Below are 19,314 nucleotides of genomic sequence, written 5' to 3' on the forward strand. Positions count from 1 at the left end.
AATTCAAATTTACAAAATCCAAGCTAACAAAATTCCAAAAATAATCATGGAAACTTTAGCAATATTAAATTTGTGTCCTTCACTGCTTTCAAAAATGATGGTGGAAGAAATATGAAATAAAATTCCAATTACTACTGCTGTAATTTGGAGATAATATTTATTTAATGCAGGAAAAATTTCCGAAAATAATGTTCCCAATGGTGTCATTATTGCAAAAATGAGCATAAAGAAAAACAAAGCTATTTTATTTAATTCGGCGTTGATAAAAAAAGTGGTCAATATAATGGCAATAGGTAAGTGGTGAATCGCAATTCCGTATGCCAAATGATGATGATGTCCTACTGGAAATCCTTCCAAAAACGCATGAATACATAAACTGATAAATAATAACCATGGAAGTTGTGTCATTTTATCATGTCCGTGAACGTGTCCATGTTCTGCGCCTTTGGAAAAAAATTCTAAAATTATTTGGAATAAAATGCCGCACATGATAAAGATACCAATCTTGCTGTCATTACTTTCATACACTTCGGGCAACAAATGCATGACGGTGAGCGATAACAAAAACGAACCACTAAACGCCAATAGTAATTTAAGATTACTTCGTTTTTTTGGTTTAATCACTAATGCAATTAAGTAGCCTAAAATAACTGAAAATAAAGGAAGTATGTAATTCATTTATTTGAATATCATAATCAATCGTTCGCTTGTATTTTTTTGGTATTTTTTTAACTTATAATCGCCAAAAGTATCTAATAAAAATATTCCCGATTTATCCATCATGGATTGAAAATCTTCCAAGGTATATGCTCTTACTTTTTCTTCAAAATGAAACTTTTGACCTTTGTCTTCAAAATCAATTTCTTTAATAATAAAGCCATTTTGTTCATAGCGATTGATAGTAAATACGATACCGTCAATTTCCTTAATTTCATTTGGAATTAAATTAGCAAGAACCGTATGGACATTCATAAAATCGATTACAGCAAAACCATATTCCGAAAGGCTTTCCTTTATTGCTATCAGTGTTTTTAAATTGTCTTCTTCCTTCTCAAAGTAACCAAAACTTGTAAACAAATTAAAGATAGCATCGAATTTTTCTTTAAAAGGTTCACGTTTGTCATGAACTACAAAGTGTAGTGTTTCATTCGCGTTTTTATTGGCTTCAGCAATACTGTTTTCCGATAAATCGGCGCCAACGACATCAAATCCTAATTGATTTAAATAGATTGCATGACGACCTTTTCCACAAGCTAAATCCAGTACTTTGGCTTTTTCGGGCAAGTTTAAATAATGCGTGAGGTTATCCATGAAGATTTGTGCTTCACGATAGTTTCTGTCTTTATATAAAATGTGGTAATAAGACGTATCAAACCAAGAGGCATACCAATTTTCGGATTTAGAATTTGTTGTTTCTGACATTTAATCTTTTGAAATGAATTCTTCGCCCGCAAAATTAGTGTATTTTTGCCGAAGTTATAGCAATTTGAAAATTGATATTGCTATTGTAATTGATATTGGAAAATGGAGAATTTTAAAATGGTGGCCAAAACTTTTTTTGGTTTTGAGGAAATACTAGCAAAAGAGTTACAGCAATTAGGCGCACAAGAAGTAGAAATTGGAACGCGCGCTGTTAGTTTTAAAGGTGATAAAGGATTTATGTATAAAGCTAATTTATCCTTGCGAACCGCTTTGAAAATCCTGAAACCGATTTATTATTTTAGAGCTACCAACGAACAAAATTTATACAAAGGAATTCAGGGAATTGATTGGTCAAAGTATCTTAATCAGAGCCAAACTTTTGTTATTGATACTACAATTCATTCGGATAATTTTAAACATTCGCAATTTGTTTCACAAAAAGCAAAAGATGCGATTGTAGACCAGTTTCGGGACAAAGTGGGACAACGTCCCAGTATTGACAAAGATTTTCCTGATGTAAGAATAAATATTCGCATTGATAGAGATCAAGTTTCGGTTGCGCTCGATACCTCTGGTGCTTCTTTACATCATCGAGGTTATAGAACGGCAACAAATATTGCACCCATAAACGAAGTGTTAGCAGCTGGTATGTTGTTACTATCAGGTTGGGATGGAAGTGCTGATTTTCTAGACCCAATGTGTGGTTCAGGAACAATTTTAACCGAAGCAGCGATGATTGCCTGTAATATCCCCGCAAATATTAACCGAAAGGAGTTTGCTTTTGAAAAATGGAACGATTGGGATAACGATTTGTTTGATCAAATTATCGATGCTTTGATGAAGGGCACGAAAGAATTCCATCACAAAATCCTAGGTTACGACAAAGCACCAAGTGCCATTCAAAAAGCGAAAGACAATATTCAGAATGCCAATTTGGATGATTATATTACTGTAGCACAAGCAAATTTTTTTGACACCAAAAAAGAAACTGCTGGGCCATTACATATGGTTTTTAATCCTCCATATGGTGAACGATTGGATATTGACTTGGAGCGTTTTTATAGAGAAATTGGCGATACGTTGAAGAATAATTATCCAAATACTAACGCTTGGTTTATTACTGCAAATTTGGAAGCTTTAAAATTTGTAGGTTTGAGACCATCACGTAAAATTAAACTTTTCAACGGAAGTTTAGAAGCGCGATTAGTAAAATATGAAATGTATGAAGGAAGTAAGCGCACTAAATTTCAACAAAATGAAGTTAAAGAATAACTAAACATTCCTTTTTGCGATTTCTTCTTTGATTTTTTTTAGATTATTGAAGTTCAGAATAATCAGCGGTAAAAATGCTACTGGTATAATTAAAAACACATTAAATCCTTTAAGTATAGTTAAATAAACACCTGCTGCAAAATTGTATAATAATTGAACCCAATAATATACCAGTAACAAATTTTGTGGACTTAGCTCTTTTCTCAAGTTCTTCTTTTGTTAAAGTCGTAAGGTCAAGTTGATTTTTCATTATTTCTTGTTTTTGATTTCGGTTTCAATAGCTTTGATAATCATAGTCACTTTATTAGCGTCAATTCGTTTAGCCAAAATAGTTTTATTTTTATCTAAAATGTAGATAACAGGAGTAGAGTAGACATCATATTTTTCGACCGCATTGTTATAATGTGCGCCGTCATAAACATTGATGAACGGTAATTTATTATCAGCTATGTATTTCAAATATTTTTCACCTTCATGTTGCATATATACGCTGAAAACTTTAACATCTTTCTTCTCTTGTAATAATTCATTATAACTTTTTACAAGAACAGGAATTTCTTTTTGACAATGGCCGCAGTCTACATCCCAAAAAACAAGAATAGTATACTCTGCTTTCACCTCACTAAGTTTGACCCACATTTTATTGACCTGATTGACATTGGCGTAAAACACTTTAGTCATTTCCTCGCTGTTCTTAGCATTTTCAAATCCCATCGCCTTCATTTTATCAAAGTCATCTGCTTTAATCATCATTAATTCTTGTGCTTTTGCACCCACAAGAAGTGGTCGGAGTTTTTCGGCTCGCTTTATAATTTTTTGAACCACTTCGGGATCATCATAAATACCATTGGCTTTGCCAGTTTTAAAATAAGTGTCCACAATATGTACAAATATTTTATCAAATCCCATGATTTTAGAGGTTTCATAAGTATAAGTAAAATGTGCAAGCATTAACTTGTAGACTAAACTCTGATATGTAGTTTTTGCTAACAGTCTGTCAACCTCTACTGAAACCGAGTCAGGATGTGTAACGACTACTTTTTCGAAATAACGGTTTAATTTATTGAAGAAAAATGGATTTCGGATAATTGACTCCTGTTTAAAATCAACATTGTCCCAATAATGAGTTTTATAATATTTGAAAACTTGTAAACTATCAGGTCTACCATTGGATGCTTTGGGAACATTTTTTAAAATCTTCTCCATTTTCAAATTCATCACATCACCAAGTATCGTTCCTTTATTATTTTCAATAAATTTCTCTTCATAATCTAAAATACGTTGTTCAAACGTTTTCTGAATTTCGGCTAGTGATAAAGTATCTTGCTTCGTTTTTAATTCTTTTTTTTGCTTAAGCTCAATAAATTCTTTGTTTTGTTGGGTAATATACCTGATGTAAGAAAAAAAATCGTTTTGTCTTTTTGAATTTGTTGCCGAGAGTTCAGTCATAACATTGGCTCCATACTCTGAATTTATTTCAAGTTGTTGTGTGTCGTCATCAATAAAAAAATCAAAAAGTATTGATTTTTGTTGACTAACAAGAGAGTAAACACCTTTATCTAGTTTCTCTTTTCCTTTAAAAACTATTTTGCCATTTTTGATTGTAGTACAAGTATCTTTAATCAGTGTTTTATCAAATCGGTAAAAAGTCAAGTAAGCTAAGCTGTCCGTGCAATTTTTAAGATTGATAGTAATTTCATACCCTGATTGAGCTGAAATAGTTAATGAGCTATAAAAACAAATCAAAGTAAAAAGCAACTTCTTCATAACCACACCATTTTATTTCTGAGTATTTACGCTATTTCTTTTAATTAGTCAAATTTCCAACCATTTCTTCTGGTTTTACCCAAGCATCAAAATCTTCAGCCGAAACATAACCAAGTCGAACTGCTTCTTCTTTTAAAGTGGTTCCATTTTTATGCGCTGTTTGAGCAATTTCTGCTGATTTGTAATAACCGATTTTTGTATTTAAAGCTGTTACAAGCATTAAAGAATTATTTACTAGTTCGTTAATTCTCGTATAATTGGGTTCAATTCCGCTAGCGCAATGTTCTTCAAATGAAACACATGCATCACCAAGTAATCTAGCTGATTGTAAAAAATTAGCAGCCATAACCGGTTTGAAAACATTTAATTCATAATGACCTTGCATTCCTCCAACTGATATTGCCACATCGTTACCCATAACTTGAGCACAAACCATTGTTAATGCTTCACATTGTGTTGGATTAACTTTTCCTGGCATGATAGACGAACCTGGTTCATTTTCTGGAATAAGAATTTCTCCAATTCCTGAACGCGGACCAGAAGCTAACAGTCGTATGTCGTTTGCAATTTTATTAAGTGAAACGGCCAATTGTTTTAAAGCACCGTGCGTTTCTACAATGGCATCGTGTGAAGCTAATGCTTCAAATTTGTTTGGTGCCGTTACAAAAGGATGTCCAGTAAATTGTGCAATATATTCTGCTACTTTTTGATCGTATCCTGCAGGAGTATTCAATCCCGTTCCAACAGCTGTTCCACCAAGAGCAACTTCAGAAAGATGTGATAACGAATTTCGTAATGCTTTTAATCCATAATTTAATTGAGCAACATAGCCTGAAAGTTCCTGTCCTAAGGTAATAGGTGTCGCATCCATTAAATGTGTTCTCCCAATTTTTACTACATTCATGAATTCACGAGACTTTGCTTCAAGCGTATCTCGTAGTTTTTCAATACCAGGAATAGTAGTTTCTACCACAGTTTTGTAACACGCAATATGCATTCCTGTTGGGAACGTATCGTTTGAAGATTGCGATTTGTTCACGTCATCATTAGCTTTTACCACTGCTTCGCCTTCACCAATTTTAAATCCCGCTAAAACTTGTGCTCTATTGGCAATAACTTCATTAACGTTCATATTGCTTTGTGTTCCCGAACCTGTTTGCCAAATGACTAATGGAAATTCTCCCTCGTGTTGTCCCGCCAAAATTTCGTCACATACCTGAGCAATGGCGTCTCTTTTTTCAGTAGAAAGTACACCCAAGTCACAATTAGCATAAGCAGCTGCTTTTTTTAAGTAGGCAAAACCTTCGATAATTTCTTTTGGCATTGATGCTGAAGGACCAATTTTAAAGTTATTTCTAGAGCGTTCGGTTTGTGCGCCCCAATATTTATCGGCAGGAACTTTTACTTCGCCCATCGTGTCTTTTTCAATTCTATATTCCATTGTGTTTATGTGTTTACTATTATTTATTTACTATTTGAATTAAGATTTATTCTGTTTTTAAAAAAGTATAGCAAATTTAGGGATAAAAACTATTTAATAAAAATTGATTTTGTTTTTGGTAACCTTAAATTTTACTTATACATTTGCGTATAATTCAAAAAATTCCGGAAAACATGTTTGAATTTCAACAGTATTTAGGTTTCTTAGCGTTCTTAACCATTTTAACCATCGGTTTTTGGTTAATGATTTTCTTGATTACTTTCATTGTTCCTTATTGGATTTATGGAGGTGTTAAAGAATTTTTACAAGAGAAGAAAGCAAAAAGAGAAGCCGAGCAAACAGCATAGTTCTTATACTATTTGTTATAAAAAAGCCCCGAAATTCGGGGCTTTTTTAGTATTGTTATCCTGGAAAATCTCCTCCGTCTTCTTGGAAATTCCGTGGTCTTCTCTCTCTTTCATTTTTAGCTTTATTGAAACGATAAGTGAATGATAATGTATATTGTCTCACTCTCCATTGGAATTCAGAAAACGAGTCAATCGCTCCTGGTAAAAAAGTTTCAACACCTCTAATTCTTGAGTTAAAAACATCACTTACGTTGAATGCAATCGTGCCTTTGTCTTTTAATACGTCTTTGCTTAAGGCAATATTGGCTCCAAATATTCCTCTTCGTAAACCTTGTGCGTTTCTTTGTCTGCCTTCATAGTTCATATTGGTTTGCCAATCAATCTTGTATGGAAGCGTTATTTTAGAAGTAAGTCGCGTTGACCATGATGTAGCTTTATTATCTAAATTTTGAACGACAGGATTATCATTAAAATCTATATAACGGAATTCACCTTGCGTTTCGATGCTAAAGAAATTGAAATTATAATTTAATCTCCACCATTTAAATGGTGTATAGTTGGTATTTAATTCAAAACCTAAACGGTATTCTGTAGCAACGTTTACAGGTGAAAACAAAATAATCGGAATACCATCTGAAGTAAATTCTCCCGACTCTTTTCTTACGAAATTAAATACATCGTTAGTACGATTACCATATATAGAAGTGTTGAAAGTAATTTTGGAACCAAACTTGGTTAAATAACCGATGTCAATAGCGTCAGTCAATGCTGGATCTAAGTCAGGATTTCCTTGAAAAATATTAATGTTACTCGAAAAATCACTCGATGGATTTAAAAATCGACCTCGTGGACGACGGATTCTTTTGCTGTAGCTCAAAGAAGTGCTACTTTCCTCATTAATTTGGTAGGTAACAAAACTACTAGGGAAAAAGTTATTGTATTTTTTGTCATTAAAGTTGTTTTGATCTAAAAGGTTGACTTCAATATTTGAGTCTTCCCATCGCAATCCGAAAAGAAAAGAAAATTTATTTTTCTTGAAACCAAACTGAGTGTAAAGCGCATTTACAAACTCGCGATATTCTACGATATTTGACAAATCTTCTAATGAAACATTATCTTCAAAAATAGCAACGTTGGTTCTTTGTACCGTAAATTCTCCTCTGTAACCCGCTTCAAATTGCATCCCTTTACCAAAAGGCAAAACATAATCAGTGGCGATTAAATTTCTGTTTTGCGTTTGGTCATTAAAACTTGCGGCATTAGGAAATTGAGAATCAAAAATTATGGACTCACTATTTTCTCTGTTAAAAGAAGATTGATAATCAACATTAAGTTTGTGTCCATCTCTTTTAAATTTCATTAAGAAGTTAGAGTTATATTCGATACTTTCCTCATTGTTAGTATCTCTATTATCACGTGTTCTAATTAAAGTACTGTTGTTGGCAAAAATATTGGTGAAAGTGGCATCAGTGATATTTGCGCCTTCAGAATTTCTATAATTTACACTATTTGTCCAACTAGTATTGTCGTTAATAAACCATTCCATGCCGAAACCTCCGTTGTAGCTATTACTATAACGATTATTATTTCTGCGCTCTGATATAAACAGCGGTGAAGTAGGAGAAGGACTTAAATATTCAGTGTCTACGTTATTAAAACCAGGACTATTTCTATTTGAAAAGCCTTGATTAGTAAAAAAATTAACATCGTTAGTTTTATAATTCACGTTTCCAGTGATACCATGATTGTCTGGAAAACCCGTGTTGGCTATAAAAGTTCCATTTAAACCATTGGTTTTTCCTTTTTTCAAGATAATATTTAACAAACCACCGCCACCTTCCGCATCGTAGCGCGCAGATGGATTTGTAATTACTTCAACTCTATCAATGGCATCGGCAGGAATTAAACGCAAAGCATCGCTAACATTGATTGCTGTAGATGGTTTTCCATCAATAAGTATTCTAACGTTATCATTTCCTCGAAGCGCTATAGTTCCATCAACATCTACTGTTACAGAAGGAATGTTATCTAAAATATCACTTACAGTTCCACCTTTAACCATCAAATCTTTTCCAACGTTATATACTTTTTTGTCTAATTTAATTTCAACTGTCGTTCTCTCGGCGCGAACTACGACTTCATTCAATTGTGTGACATCTTCAGCTAAAGTAATTTTTCCAAGGTTTGTATTTGAAGTAATTTCTTTCTGTTTGATTTCTGAAGACTTAAAAGAAATAAACTCAAAGATAATGTCATATGTTCCCGCTGCAATCTCAACCGAAAAATTTCCTTTATTATCCGTTATTCCACCGAAAACCATTTTTGGATTTGCAGCGTTTTTTAATGTTATGGTCGCATACTCGAGTGGTTTTTGACTAACTGCTTCAATAATACTACCAGTGACAATAATTTTAGGACCTGCAGGTCGCTGTTGACTGAAACTAGTAAGTGAAAACAACAATAAAATAAAAGGGGCAAGATTTTTTAAATTTTTCATATTTGTATATACAAATTATTTTGGATGGGCAAATATAAAGAGATTATTCAGTAAGTCTTTCCCAACTGAATGTTAAATAAATTCATGCAGTTTTTGAACTTCTCTAGCAATTATTGCTTTGTCAACATCAATTACAATAGGTCGTTCTATCAGTATTGGGAACTTTGACATGGCTTGTATTATCTCGTTATCAGTAAGTGTTTTGCCTTTAAAGTTTTCTTTCCAAACGATTTCTTTTTGACGGATTAAATCAATTGGTTTGTAGTTAAGTTTTTTTAGCAACGAGGTAATTTCGTCACAAGAAAGACGATTTTCTAAATAGTGTATTATTTCAAATTCTTTGTTTTTTTCTCTAAGTAGTGCCAAGCAGTTTCTGGATTTACCGCATCGCGGATTGTGAAGTATTTTTAACATAATATTTTTTTGCAAAGTAATAGTTATTGGTAGAAAAAAGTTAATTTCGTCCAAATAAAATTTCAGTACTGATGTTCATAGAAAATGGATTTTTACCCGAAAATAAATTTTGGAAATATTTAATAGGCTCAGTTGTAGTTATTTTTGCATCCGTTATTGGGCAAATTCCTTTATTGTTAGCCGTTTTTGTAAAATCATTTTCGTCGGGAAAAGGAATGCCGCAAAATGGACAAGAAATCATGACTGTTCTTGAACCCAACACAACACTTTTCCTTGCTTTACTTTCGTTTGTATTTGCTTTTATTGCTTTTCTTTTGGTTACTAAATATTTTCACAAACAGTCGCTTTTATCACTTACAACGTCACGTAAAAAGGTAGACTGGAAAAGGGTGTTTTTTTCTTTCGGTAGTTGGAGTTTGATTACGATTGTATCTATTGCGGCATTGTACTATTCAAATCCCGAAAGTTTTGTTGTCAATTTTAAACCTATTCCTTTTATAATTCTAGTCCTAATTGGAATTGTATTAATCCCTATTCAAACTAGCACTGAGGAATATATTTTTAGAGGCTATTTAATGCAAGGATTTGCCCTTTTGTCAAGAAATAAGTGGTTACCCTTACTCATGACATCAGTAATTTTTGGAACCATGCATATTGCCAATCCCGAAGTGGAAAAAATGGGCTACATCATCTTGGTATATTATATTGGCACAGGTTTTTTCTTGGGTATTATTACGCTGATGGATGAGGGAATGGAGTTAGCGCTAGGTTTTCATGCGGCAAATAATTTAGTTGGCGCTTTGCTCGTTACTTCTGATTGGTCGGTTTTTCAAACCAATTCTATTTTGAAAGACGTTTCCATGCCATCAGTGGGATCAGAAATTTTAGCCCCGGTTTTTATTATTTTCCCAATCCTATTGTTTATCTTTAGTAAAAAATATAAATGGACCAATTGGAAAGAAAAACTAACGGGAACAATTGATAATAACATCGTATAATTTTTAAAAATTAGATAATAATGAATACCCCAACCTATGAAAATGTACACAATAAATTTAAGCTAAACGGATTTCATTTAGACAAGGATGATTTGTGCCGAGTGGCGTATAGTTTTATAAAAGAAGGAGAAGAATTTGAAAAACCAGTAGGAGATTTTCTTTTGGACTGGTTTGACGGTAAAGATTACATCGAAATGTTTACCTCGGGTTCTACAGGAGAACCTAAAACTGTGGTAGTAAAAAAACAAGCCATGGTAAATTCTGCCATCGCCACGGGTAATTTTTTTGATTTACAACCCGGAAATACTGCGCTACAGTGTTTGCCAGTAAAATATGTTGCCGGAAAAATGATGTTGGTTCGTGCCATGATTTTAGGTCTTGATTTAGAATTTGTAGCGCCAAGTTCACATCCAATGCGCAATAATGAAATCAATTTTGACTTTGTAGCGATGGTTCCATTGCAAGCTCAAAATTCTATCCAAGAATTAAAAAATGTTAAAAAACTAATTATTGGTGGTGCTGCCGTAAATAAAAATCTGGAAAAACAATTGCTAAAATTACCTACTGAAGTGTATGAAACTTATGGAATGACCGAAACCATTACCCATATTGCCGCCCGAAAATTGGGAGAAAAAGCCTTTACTGTTTTACCAGATGTAACGGTGTCTTACGACGATAGAAATTGTTTGGTGATACACGCGCCACGAATTTCGGAGGAAGTGATTACCACCAACGATATTGTAGAACTAGTAAATGAAAATCAATTTATTTTCCTCGGAAGAATTGATAACGTAATTAATAGCGGTGGAATCAAACTAATCCCCGAACAATTAGAGAGAAAATTAGCAACTAAAATCACACAACGATTTTTTATTTCTTCGCAACCTGATGAAGAGTTAGGACAAAAACTACTGCTTGTAGTTGAAGGCGAGAAGCAAGATTTTAGTCAGGATTTGTTCGCCGATTTGGATAAATATGAAAAACCAAAAGCTATACTCTTTATACCAAAATTTAAAGAAACACCAACAGGAAAGATCCTGAGAAACGAAACCTTAGCTTCCTAATTAAAGTGATTTAGTGTTGATATAAAAGTGATCCACCATCACTTCTATTTTATCTGTTGGTTTTACTTTGAAACTCGATTTTATCCAAGAGGTTGTGGAATCAATTCGGATTAATTTGTCGTTTATTTTAATAGCTATTGGCATCGAAAAATTTGTTTCATTGGAAACCCAGCGATATTCCAAGCGTTTTTTGTTGATTTTATACTCTAGTTTTGGAATAGAAGTGTGACGCAAATATTGATTAAAAATTGGTGTTAAATCCATGCCACTTTCTTTGTTAAAAAAGGCAACGACAGTCTCGGTATCTATAATTTTATGACGGAAAGTCGTCGAATAATCTAAAATCAGTTTCCACCATTTTGCGTCGTCATTAATAACGTGTCGCAAGGTGTTCAACAACAATGCACCTTTGGGATACATATCACTCGAACCTTCGCTATTAACGCCATAGTTGCCAATAACAGGTTTGTCGTTTTCTACAGTATTTTTTAAACCATTAGCATAACGCATAGCTTTTTCGTAGCCCAATTGACACTCGACAAACACAATCTCTGTATATTGTGTGAAACCTTCATGTATCCACATATCGGCTATATCTTTGGATGTAATGCTGTTGCCAAACCATTCGTGCCCGCTTTCGTGAATGGTTATGAAGTCAAAAGTTAGTCCAATTCCTGTTCGAGATAAATCATTTCCAAGATATCCTTTTAAAAACTTATTTCCATAAGCCACAGCGCTTTGATGTTCCATACCTAGATAAGGAGTTTCGACTAATTTATAACCATCTTCTTTAAAAGGAAAATCGCCAAACTTGCTTTGAAAACAATCCATCATTGGTTTTACTTCTTCAAAGTGTTTTCGTGCTTTTTCTTCATTATAGCTTAAAACATAATAGTCCAAATCCAATCCGTTGTGATTGTCATGAATGTGAACATAATCACCAATATTTAGCGTGATATTGTAGGTATTGATTGGATTTTTTACTTCCCAATCCCAACGGGTGAAGTCATTTTCTAGCTTTTCCGAACCCATAAATCTTCCATTAGAAACATTCATTAAACCATTGGGAACGGCTACTTTTATACTTGCGCCATTTTCTGGTTCGTCTGTTTGTGTGTCTTTTACTGGATACCATAAACTTGCTCCAGTGCCTTGCACAGCAACGCCAATCCAATCTTTTCCGTTTTTATCTTTAGTAAAAACAAAACCGCCGTCCCAAGGTGCATTTCGGGCAACTAGTGGATTTCCTTGGTAATAAAATTGAATGGATTGTGTCGTTTCTTTTTTTAATTCCGATGGGAAAGAGATAAAAACAGCATTGAATTCTCTTTTGTAATCTAATTTTTGTTTGTTCCAAATGATGGAATCGATTTGCATGTTATCAAACAAATCGACTTGAATTTTTTTAGTGTTTTCAACTACTTTAAAAACAATTTCGTTAGTGCCTTTAATCTTTTTTGTTGCTGGTAAAACGGTAATGTCAAGATTGTAGCGCAATACATCAAAGCAAGTTCTTTCAAAACGCAATCCGCCGTGAAGACTGTCTTTTCGGGTGAAAGTTTGTTGTGCTGTAGCGATATATGTTATAAAAAGAAATAGGAATACGGATGTTTTTTTCATACTATGGTTTGTTTTTTAGCCCTGATTGTAGTGGAAATCCTTTTTTTATTTTTTCTACAAATGCACTTCGAATGCGCTCAGTGTGACATAAAAATAAAAAAAGATTGCAACGGAAAGCAGGAATAAGGTTTATTCTATTACCAAGCGTTTGGCTTCTTAAAATCAATTTCTACTTGAATCGTCATTGCTTCCTTCGAAAAAGGATGTTTAAAAGTAATACTTTCCGCGTGAAGATGCAAACGATTGGCTTTGGTTCCATACAAATCGTCGCCAACGATGGGACAATTCAATCCCAAATGGTGCGCTGCGTGAACGCGCAGTTGGTGCGTTCGTCCAGTAATAGGGTAGAATTGAACCAAGGTTTGATTGTTTCGAATTTCTATGGTTTTCCATTCGGTTTTTGCTGGTTTTCCGTGTTCGAAACATACGATTTGAGTGGGACGATTGTCCAAATCTACGCGAAGTGGCAGCTCGATAGTGCCTTCTTTTACGGGTACAACGCCGTCGAGCAAGGCAACGTAGCGTTTTTTTACTTTTCGTTTGATGAATTGTGCTTGTAGGTATTTATAGCTTTCAACGTTTTTCCCCAGTAAAATAATTCCTGAAGTTGACATGTCTAACCGATGTACTATCATCGCATTAGGATATTTTGATTGTATTCGAGTTTGCACCGAATCGGTTATTAGTTTTCCGGGAACAGAAAGGAATTCGGCGGGTTTGTTTACCGCAATCATATGTTCGTCTTCAAAGACGATTTCGAGTTCTTTTCCATTGGCAGAATTGATTTCAAACGGATTTTTATCGGTTTCAATGCCTTTGAGCATATGTTTTAAAATGGGTTCGCATTTGCCCATGCAGGCTGGATAAAACTGTTGGTGTTTTCTAACTTCGGATTTTGGCGATTTTCCCCACCAAAATTCCGCCATGCAAATAGGTTTTAAATCATGTTGAAACGCATAATGCAACAGTTTTGGCGCAGCACATTCACCTGAACCTGCTGGCGGATTTCCGTTGAAGATTTCGGCTAAACTTTTGAGTTCTTTGTTTTTATTGAGAAAAGCATATTCGGTAAAAAGTTGTTGTTGCAATGCAGCCGATTTTTCTTTTCGTTCTTCTTTTAATTGGTTGATTTTATTGGTGAACTGCTCTAAATTTTGTTTGGCATCTTCCAATTTATAATTCCAGTATTGCGTCATTTTTTTGAGAAAAATACCTTCGTCTTGACTTTCTTTGTTGAATTGTTCGAGTTGTTTAGGAGTTGCCGTTTGTCTTTTTTCAGCACGATCTTTTTTGCCGCGCTTTATTTGTTCTTTTTGCGCTGTAATTTCTTTTTCGGCTTGTAATTTGGTTTGTTCCAAATGTTTGATAGCGGATAAATAGTCATGGTTTTGCTCCAAAGCTTCGATTTCGGCATTGTATTGATTGAGAATGATTTCCTCTTTTTTGAAATAACCGCTGTCGTCTAGCATATCATAAACCGTTGGAACAAACTTTGAGTGATGATTGCTTTCGGCTAATTTTCCCGAAAATGCCCAAAGATGACCGATTTCGCCATTTTGATTTTGAACGACTAAAACCCCAAACATTTTACCGATTTCCAGACCTTTTTGTTTTTCGTCTAAACCAAAATTATGCTCAAAATCGGTTTGAGTTTCCAGATAATTTTGCAGTTTGTTTGCTGCTATCCTGCTTAATTCATGGGGTTCATAATAAAACGGAAAAGTGAATGCATCAGGAAGCGGAATGGTTCCAATATTAGTTGTAAAGGCTTGAAAAAGGGTGTTGGACATAGGGCAAATATAGGGTACAAAAACCAGATGTGAAACGGCTTATTTTGCGGTATCGTTGGTAGTCTTTCCTTTTTCTTTTGATTTATGCCTTGCAGGAAACAACAAATTGAAATCAAAAAACTGTTTGCACAGGGTTTCATCACCAGGAAATTTACAACCTATAAAATGAATGGTGAAGAGCAACTGCATTTCTAAATTTCGTCGGGCAACAACTTTTTGTTGTCTATTAGTTTTTACGGCAGCCATTTTTTCAAGTTGGTCTTTGCGCAGTGTTTCCCATCGCGCCTCAAAACCCACTAAATCGGCTGTAATTTCTGCGCCAAGAAGTGCTTCATATTTTTCTGCCGCAGTTTTTAATCGTCGCACTACCACAGGCATTTTGGTTTTGGTAATCTGATGGTATTCCGTCTTTTTGTTAGGATAAAACTCTTTAAAACTAGCTGTTTTTTCGCCACCTAGTTTGGCAGCAATCATCACATAATTGTCTTTCATATAAGATGAAAAAAAATCTTTAAACTTATCTAGCGTGGCTGTTTTCCCTGTTTGACTATTGAATGAAGTATCTACTAACCCCAACTTAGCCTTAAAAGGAATCATGGCATTTTGCAACGGAATAAGGGCAGCGTCATAATCGCCGTTGGCATTATTTTTAGTAAGACTTGCTATAACAGCATAAGCAAATCGTTCTATGTAAAAAGGAGTTATTCTATAATCATCAAAAATATTGCTAAAAAGCATGGAGGTATCAGGTATCATGGTGTTGTATTGAATTATAAGTTAAACAAGTATAAAGTAATAGGCTTACAAAAGTAAGTTATTATATTTATATTATGAATTATTCTATATACAAATGTAAAATATATATTTTAATAAATAAAATAATATATTTATTTATAAATATATTAAGTATTATTTTTTAATAATTAGTATTTATTAATATAAACTATTTATAAAATTAATTATTATAGTATACTTATTTTAAAAAATATCAATTTTTATAATTTAAATACTATTGTTTACAATAAAAAATAATTTGTTTTAATTATTATTGTATACTATGTATATATAAAAATAATATATTTTAATTTTTTTTTCTAAAATGGGATGTTCGAGTTCGCTTACAAGGCAAGTTTTATTGTTGCAACAAAAGTTTCAAATTAGCAATCCAGGAAATATCAGACTTGTAGAATTGGAGTGCGGTGGGTACTATTTTATCCGAAGTGTCACGTGGTGATTTTTTCAACAGTCGTGCCGTGGTACCCGTGAAATTCATAGTGTATTTTTCATCTATATCGGAAGCGTTGGAGGTGAACTTGATAATTTTATTTTCTACCATCCATGTGCCTTTTCCATAGTTATACTTGTCATGTTCTCCTCTAATGTCAATAAGTTTTTGAAAGCTAGTAAACTGAAAGGTAGAGTCATTATTTAAAAGAAGTTTATAGTCAAGTATGCTGCCATCTTTTCCTTCTAAATGTAAATTATAAGTTCCTGCGTAATCGGCTGTTTGAGCGGTAAGGTTGAAGTTAAGTGTTAAAAAAAGGAAAATGACTAGATGTTTCATATGGTAAAAGGATGTTGAAAATATTGGGTTAAAAATCTAAAAACAAAAGATAATGATTTCACAAATATACAATTTGAAATTTTATATATTTGTGTAACTAACTTATTTTATGATGAATATAGAAGCCCAAAGAAAAAGTATTATTCACCGAATTTTAGACGTTAAGAATGAAGAATTGCTGTCTAAAATTGATGAGTTATTGAATGCTGATGGTTATATTTATTCAGTTCAAGGTGATCTTTTGACACAAGCTGAGTTTAAAAATCAAGTTCTTGATATTCTTCAAGTTTCAGAAGATGGAGAAGTTTATACTACAGAAGAACTCAGAAATAAGATTTTGAAAAAATGAAGCTTGTAGTTTGGTCAAATAATGAAACTATAGCAACTAATATGTTTTGATGAATTTTTTGCATTAAACACACATTATGCGATTACTCCTTCGTCGGAATGACAAGAAACCCCACTATTTGAACACTATCCCGAAGCTTCGGGACTGAACACTGAGCACTATCCCGAAGCTTCGGGACTGAGCACTATCCCGAAGCTTCGGGACTGAACACTGAGCACTAAAGACTGAACACTGAACACTAAAGACTGAACACTAAAGACTGAACACTGAACACTAAAAACGAAACACTACTCATCATCAAACCTGAATAACTCCCAAATTAAATTTCTTCTCAATAGGTGCATGATTGGCTGCATCAATTCCCATAGAAATCCAAGTTCGGGTTTCTAGCGGATCGATAATTGCATCGGTCCAAAGTCGTGCCGCAGCGTAATAAGGGGAAACTTGCGCATCATATTTTGCTTTGATTTTGTCAAACAGTTCTTGTTCTTTTACTTCATCCACAATTTCGCCTTTAGCTTTTAAGGAAGACGCTTCGATTTGCGCTAAAACTTTGGCAGCTTGCGTTCCGCCCATAACGGCCAATTCCGCACTAGGCCAAGCAAATATTAATCTCGGATCATAAGCTTTTCCGCACATGGCATAATTTCCTGCACCATAAGAATTCCCAATAACAACGGTGAATTTTGGCACCACCGAATTAGAAACTGCGTTTACCATTTTGGCTCCATCTTTTATGATGCCGCCGTGTTCTGATTTACTTCCCACCATAAATCCGGTTACGTCTTGAAGGAAAACCAGCGGAATTTTCTTTTGGTTACAATTGGCAATAAATCGTGTGGCTTTATCGGCAGAGCTGGAATAAATTACGCCTCCAAATTCAATTTCTCCTTTTTTGGTTTTAGAAACTGTTCGTTGATTGGCAACAATTCCAACAGCCCAACCGTCAATTCTGGCATAACAAGTGATGATTGATTTTCCATAATCAGGTTTGTACATATCCATTTCAGAATTGTCAACCAGTCGTTTGATGATTTCCATCATATCGTATTGATCACTTCTTGATTTTGGAATAATACCATAGATGTCTTTTTCTTCCAAGGCTGGTTTTTGTGGTTTTTCACGATTGAAACCCGCTTTTTCGTAATCGCCAATTTTTCCAACAATACTTTTAATTCTGTCCAACGCATCTTTATCGTCTTTGGCTTTATAATCGGTTACACCCGAAATTTCGCAATGCGTGGTTGCGCCGCCCAATGTTTCGTTATCAATGTTTTCTCCAATGGCAGCTTTTACCAAATAGCTTCCAGCAAGAAATATGCTTCCGGTTTTATCGACTATCATGGCTTCGTCACTCATGATGGGCAAATAGGCACCACCAGCAACACAACTTCCCATTACGGCAGCAATTTGTGTAATGCCCATGCTTGACATGATGGCATTGTTTCTAAAAATGCGACCAAAATGTTCCTTATCTGGAAAGATTTCGTCTTGCATTGGTAAATAAACTCCAGCTGAATCGACTAAATAGATGATTGGAAGGCGATTTTCCATAGCAATTTCTTGCGCACGAAGGTTCTTTTTTCCAGTAATTGGAAACCAAGCACCCGCTTTAACGGTAGCATCATTGGCCACAACAATACATTGTTTTCCTTTGATATACCCCATTTTTACTACAACACCACCCGAAGGACAGCCGCCGTGTTCTGCATACATTCCGTCGCCAACAAAAGCACCAATTTCGATACTATCGGCTTTGGTGTCAAGCAAATAATCAATGCGTTCACGTGCTGTCATTTTTCCTTCAGCATGCAACTTTTCGATACGTTTTTCGCCTCCGCCAAGCTTTACTTTGGCAAAGCGTTGTTTTAAATCTGATAATAAAAGTCTGTTGTGGTCTTCGTTTTTGTTGAAGTTGATGTCCATATAAGAGTGTGCTTCGTTAAGATTTTGTGCTAAAATACAAAAAGCTTTGTAATCTAGTGCCCACATGCTTATTTCTATTGCTATGTTAACAAATTGTATATTTTTGTTTCATTATTGTAGTAAATTATTAATGTTCACTTAACATAAGTGGTATACATTTGCAACAAATTTTAAAACTATGTCATTAAACAATATTTTTCAGTTTTTAGTTCCAAAGGATAAAAAGTTTTTTCCACTTTTTGAACAAGCAACCGCTAACTTGGTTATCTTGGCAGAGACACTACACGAGGCCGTAAATGCACCAAAAGCAGAGCGAGAAAATTATTTCAGTAAAATAGAAGATTTAGAAGCGGCAATCGAGGAGATTACCCATAAAACGCATTTAGAATTAAGCAGAAATTTTATTACTCCGTTTGACAGAGAAGATATTCACTCTTTGATAAAAGCTATTGATAACGTGGCAGATTATATGCACGGCGCGGCAAGTAGAATGCGTTTGTATCAAGTTGAAAAAATTACAAAGTCTATTCGAAAATTGACCGAGATTAATTTAGAAGCTTGTCAGCTGATAAACGTGGGTATCAAAGAATTGAGAGACATGAAAGATCATAAAGCTATAAAAGAAACGTGCAAAAAAATTAATAAATTGGAAAGCAAAGCCGACTCAGTTTTTGATAAAGCAGTCGCTGATATTTTTGAAAACGAAACCGATGTTAAAAACATCATAAAATACAAAGAAGTGCTTTCTGCCTTAGAATCAGCTTCGGATAAATGCAAAAGTGTTTCCAACGTAATGGAACAGATTTCAGTAAAACATTCATAAATAGTTGTAAATTATAAACA

17 protein-coding genes are annotated in these 19,314 nt (G+C 34.1%); 6 read left to right on the top strand and 11 right to left on the bottom strand.

Going from position 1 to position 19,314, the window contains the following annotated elements:
• Positions 1–9: 9 nt before the first annotated feature.
• Complete coding sequence (locus tag WFZ85_RS08560) at positions 10–678, bottom strand: ZIP family metal transporter (protein ID WP_342695875.1); 669 nt, start codon at positions 676–678, stop codon at positions 10–12.
• Positions 679–1,422 carry a class I SAM-dependent methyltransferase gene (locus tag WFZ85_RS08565; protein WP_342695876.1) on the bottom strand — a complete coding sequence of 248 codons (744 nt, stop codon included), beginning with the start codon at positions 1,420–1,422 and terminating at the stop codon, positions 679–681. It abuts the gene before it with no gap.
• 102 nt (positions 1,423–1,524) lie between these two features.
• Here WFZ85_RS08565 and WFZ85_RS08570 point away from each other — a divergent pair, with 102 nt between their 5' ends.
• Entirely contained in the window at positions 1,525–2,694 is a 1,170-nt protein-coding gene (locus WFZ85_RS08570; protein ID WP_342695877.1) for a THUMP domain-containing class I SAM-dependent RNA methyltransferase, read from the top strand.
• A gap of 249 nt (positions 2,695–2,943) precedes the next feature.
• Here WFZ85_RS08570 and WFZ85_RS08575 read toward each other — a convergent pair whose 3' ends face one another.
• Both WFZ85_RS08575 and fumC read right to left on the bottom strand, forming a co-directional pair.
• Positions 2,944–4,461, bottom strand: a complete 1,518-nt coding sequence (locus WFZ85_RS08575) for a thioredoxin-like domain-containing protein (RefSeq protein ID WP_342695878.1) — start codon at positions 4,459–4,461, stop codon at positions 2,944–2,946.
• A gap of 40 nt (positions 4,462–4,501) precedes the next feature.
• A complete protein-coding gene (gene fumC / locus WFZ85_RS08580) occupies positions 4,502–5,902 on the bottom strand; it encodes a class II fumarate hydratase (RefSeq protein WP_342695879.1) in 1,401 nt (466 codons plus the stop codon).
• 173 nt (positions 5,903–6,075) lie between these two features.
• Here fumC and WFZ85_RS08585 point away from each other — a divergent pair, with 173 nt between their 5' ends.
• Positions 6,076–6,249 (top strand): hypothetical protein, encoded by a 174-nt coding sequence (locus tag WFZ85_RS08585; protein ID WP_342695880.1) that lies wholly within the window; start codon positions 6,076–6,078, stop codon positions 6,247–6,249.
• A 55-nt stretch (positions 6,250–6,304) separates the two neighbouring features.
• On the opposite strand, the gene WFZ85_RS08590 is transcribed toward WFZ85_RS08585, so the two are convergent.
• The gene (locus WFZ85_RS08590) at positions 6,305–8,746 is read right to left on the bottom strand and encodes a TonB-dependent receptor (protein ID WP_342695881.1); all 2,442 of its coding nucleotides are present in this window, start codon (positions 8,744–8,746) and stop codon (positions 6,305–6,307) included.
• Positions 8,747–8,818: 72 nt separating this feature from the next.
• Positions 8,819–9,160, bottom strand: a complete 342-nt coding sequence (locus WFZ85_RS08595) for an ArsC/Spx/MgsR family protein (protein WP_342695882.1) — start codon at positions 9,158–9,160, stop codon at positions 8,819–8,821.
• Positions 9,161–9,231: 71 nt separating this feature from the next.
• On the opposite strand from WFZ85_RS08595, the gene WFZ85_RS08600 reads away from it, so the two are divergent.
• Both WFZ85_RS08600 and WFZ85_RS08605 read left to right on the top strand, forming a co-directional pair.
• On the top strand, positions 9,232–10,158 hold the full coding sequence (locus WFZ85_RS08600) for a CPBP family intramembrane glutamic endopeptidase (protein ID WP_342695883.1): 927 nt from the start codon (positions 9,232–9,234) through the stop codon (positions 10,156–10,158).
• A 20-nt stretch (positions 10,159–10,178) separates the two neighbouring features.
• Entirely contained in the window at positions 10,179–11,222 is a 1,044-nt protein-coding gene (locus tag WFZ85_RS08605; RefSeq protein ID WP_342695884.1) for an AMP-binding protein, read from the top strand.
• On the opposite strand, the gene WFZ85_RS08610 is transcribed toward WFZ85_RS08605, so the two are convergent.
• The 4 genes from WFZ85_RS08610 to WFZ85_RS08625 form a co-directional block, all read right to left on the bottom strand.
• Positions 11,223–12,842, bottom strand: a complete 1,620-nt coding sequence (locus WFZ85_RS08610; RefSeq protein WP_342695885.1) for a M1 family metallopeptidase — start codon at positions 12,840–12,842, stop codon at positions 11,223–11,225. It abuts the gene before it with no gap.
• 137 nt (positions 12,843–12,979) lie between these two features.
• Positions 12,980–14,632: a pseudouridine synthase gene (locus tag WFZ85_RS08615; protein ID WP_342695886.1), complete on the bottom strand. Its 1,653-nt coding sequence runs from the start codon at positions 14,630–14,632 to the stop codon at positions 12,980–12,982.
• Between the two features lie 39 nt (positions 14,633–14,671).
• Complete coding sequence (locus tag WFZ85_RS08620) at positions 14,672–15,388, bottom strand: hypothetical protein (RefSeq protein WP_342695887.1); 717 nt, start codon at positions 15,386–15,388, stop codon at positions 14,672–14,674.
• A gap of 376 nt (positions 15,389–15,764) precedes the next feature.
• Positions 15,765–16,196: a hypothetical protein gene (locus WFZ85_RS08625; protein ID WP_342695888.1), complete on the bottom strand. Its 432-nt coding sequence runs from the start codon at positions 16,194–16,196 to the stop codon at positions 15,765–15,767.
• Between the two features lie 109 nt (positions 16,197–16,305).
• Between WFZ85_RS08625 and WFZ85_RS08630 the strand changes: the two genes are divergently transcribed.
• Entirely contained in the window at positions 16,306–16,545 is a 240-nt protein-coding gene (locus WFZ85_RS08630; RefSeq protein WP_342695889.1) for a hypothetical protein, read from the top strand.
• Positions 16,546–16,842: 297 nt separating this feature from the next.
• On the opposite strand, the gene WFZ85_RS08635 is transcribed toward WFZ85_RS08630, so the two are convergent.
• Entirely contained in the window at positions 16,843–18,471 is a 1,629-nt protein-coding gene (locus WFZ85_RS08635; RefSeq protein ID WP_342695913.1) for an acyl-CoA carboxylase subunit beta, read from the bottom strand.
• Positions 18,472–18,649: 178 nt separating this feature from the next.
• Here WFZ85_RS08635 and WFZ85_RS08640 point away from each other — a divergent pair, with 178 nt between their 5' ends.
• The gene (locus WFZ85_RS08640) at positions 18,650–19,294 is read left to right on the top strand and encodes a DUF47 domain-containing protein (RefSeq protein WP_342695890.1); all 645 of its coding nucleotides are present in this window, start codon (positions 18,650–18,652) and stop codon (positions 19,292–19,294) included.
• The last annotated feature ends 20 nt before the right edge of the window (positions 19,295–19,314 follow it).

Source organism: Flavobacterium aureirubrum (assembly GCF_038739835.1).
GTDB classification, from domain to species: Bacteria; Bacteroidota; Bacteroidia; order Flavobacteriales; family Flavobacteriaceae; genus Flavobacterium; species Flavobacterium aureirubrum.

Coding starts and splice junctions, on each gene's coding strand:
- WFZ85_RS08565 (WP_342695876.1), bottom strand. CDS start 1,422: ATGTCAGAAACAACAAATTCTAAATCCGAAAATTGGTATGCCTCTTGG.
- WFZ85_RS08600 (WP_342695883.1), top strand. CDS start 9,232: ATGTTCATAGAAAATGGATTTTTACCCGAAAATAAATTTTGGAAATAT.
- WFZ85_RS08625 (WP_342695888.1), bottom strand. CDS start 16,196: ATGAAACATCTAGTCATTTTCCTTTTTTTAACACTTAACTTCAACCTT.
- WFZ85_RS08635 (WP_342695913.1), bottom strand. CDS start 18,471: ATGGACATCAACTTCAACAAAAACGAAGACCACAACAGACTTTTATTA.
- WFZ85_RS08595 (WP_342695882.1), bottom strand. CDS start 9,160: ATGTTAAAAATACTTCACAATCCGCGATGCGGTAAATCCAGAAACTGC.
- WFZ85_RS08620 (WP_342695887.1), bottom strand. CDS start 15,388: ATGATACCTGATACCTCCATGCTTTTTAGCAATATTTTTGATGATTAT.
- WFZ85_RS08575 (WP_342695878.1), bottom strand. CDS start 4,461: ATGAAGAAGTTGCTTTTTACTTTGATTTGTTTTTATAGCTCATTAACT.
- WFZ85_RS08570 (WP_342695877.1), top strand. CDS start 1,525: ATGGAGAATTTTAAAATGGTGGCCAAAACTTTTTTTGGTTTTGAGGAA.
- WFZ85_RS08560 (WP_342695875.1), bottom strand. CDS start 678: ATGAATTACATACTTCCTTTATTTTCAGTTATTTTAGGCTACTTAATT.
- WFZ85_RS08610 (WP_342695885.1), bottom strand. CDS start 12,842: ATGAAAAAAACATCCGTATTCCTATTTCTTTTTATAACATATATCGCT.
- WFZ85_RS08585 (WP_342695880.1), top strand. CDS start 6,076: ATGTTTGAATTTCAACAGTATTTAGGTTTCTTAGCGTTCTTAACCATT.
- WFZ85_RS08640 (WP_342695890.1), top strand. CDS start 18,650: ATGTCATTAAACAATATTTTTCAGTTTTTAGTTCCAAAGGATAAAAAG.
- WFZ85_RS08630 (WP_342695889.1), top strand. CDS start 16,306: ATGATGAATATAGAAGCCCAAAGAAAAAGTATTATTCACCGAATTTTA.
- fumC (WP_342695879.1), bottom strand. CDS start 5,902: ATGGAATATAGAATTGAAAAAGACACGATGGGCGAAGTAAAAGTTCCT.
- WFZ85_RS08615 (WP_342695886.1), bottom strand. CDS start 14,632: ATGTCCAACACCCTTTTTCAAGCCTTTACAACTAATATTGGAACCATT.
- WFZ85_RS08605 (WP_342695884.1), top strand. CDS start 10,179: ATGAATACCCCAACCTATGAAAATGTACACAATAAATTTAAGCTAAAC.
- WFZ85_RS08590 (WP_342695881.1), bottom strand. CDS start 8,746: ATGAAAAATTTAAAAAATCTTGCCCCTTTTATTTTATTGTTGTTTTCA.